Source organism: Halorubrum sp. AD140 (assembly GCF_034497445.1).
Taxonomy (GTDB): domain Archaea; phylum Halobacteriota; class Halobacteria; order Halobacteriales; family Haloferacaceae; genus Halorubrum.
On sequence record NZ_JAXRUU010000280.1, the window covers coordinates 1 to 1,133 of the forward strand.

The following is a 1,133-nucleotide window of genomic DNA, read 5'->3' on the forward strand; positions in this document are numbered from 1 at the left end:
ACTCCTTCCTCATCGTCGTCCTCCCGCTGTACATCACCAGCGACGTGGTCGACATCGAAGGGCTGCTCGGCGCGGAGGTCGGTGTCGGCGCGGCCGCGGTCACGGTGACCGAGCCGCTGCTCATCGGGGTCGTCCTCTCGCTTTTCGGCTTCCTCAACAGCCTCTCGCAGCCCTTCACCGGAAGGCTGTCCGACCGCGTCGGCAAGAGGCGGCCGTTCGTGCTCGCCGGGATCCTCCTCCTCGGCACTGCGAGCGGGCTGTACACGGTCGCGACGAGCTACCCGGCGCTGGTCGCGCTGCGCGCCATCCAGGGGCTCGGCGCGGCGCCCATCATCCCAGCGACGGTCGCCCTCGTCAACGAGTACGCCGCGAGCGACACCGACCGCGGCGGGAACTTCGGGGTGTACAACACGTTCCGGCTCATCGGCTTCGGCTTCGGCCCGGTCCTCGCCGGTGCGGTCGTCGAGGCCGGCCCGTACGACCTCTCGGCCGTCGGCCTCCCGGTCCTCGACGGGTTCGACGCGGCCTTCGTCGCGGCCTGCGCGGGGGCGTACCTCAGCTTCGCGCTCGTGTTCCTGCTCGTCCGGGACGCCGACGTCGAGGGCGAGGCGGGCGACGACGTCTCGATCCGGGTCCGCGGCGAGGACCGCCTGCTCGACCCCGTGTTCACGCTGGGGCTCGCGACCGTCGCCATGGGCGCGTGTATCGCGCTGTTCGCGACGCTCCAGAACCAGGTGAACGTCCGGTTAGACCAGGCGCCGATCTGGTTCGGCGCGCAGTTCGCCGCCGTGACGATCGCCAACGTGATCTTCCAGGTCCCGGTCGGGCGCGCCAGCGACCGGATCGGCCGGCGGCCGTTCCTCGTCGCCGGGTTCGTCCTCCTCGTCCCCACGACCCTCCTCCAAGGGGTCGTGACGGAGCCGGCGCTGATGATGCTCGTCCGGCTCGGGCAGGGGATCGCGGTGGCGTGCGTGTTCGCCCCGTCGCTCGCGCTCGCCGGCGACCTCGCACGGGAGGGGGAGTCGGGGACCACGCTCTCCGTGCTCACGATGGGGTTCGGCTTCGGCGTCGCCCTCGGGCCGCTGGCGTCCGGCTGGCTCGTCGGCTTCGGCTTCGTCGTGCCCTTCGCGGTC

At 71.8% G+C, this 1,133-nt stretch carries 1 protein-coding gene; it reads left to right on the top strand.

The window, feature by feature from the left end:
- Positions 1 to 1,133: MFS transporter (locus U4E84_RS18185; RefSeq protein WP_322533471.1), on the top strand; the 1,133-nt coding region annotated here is incomplete at both ends.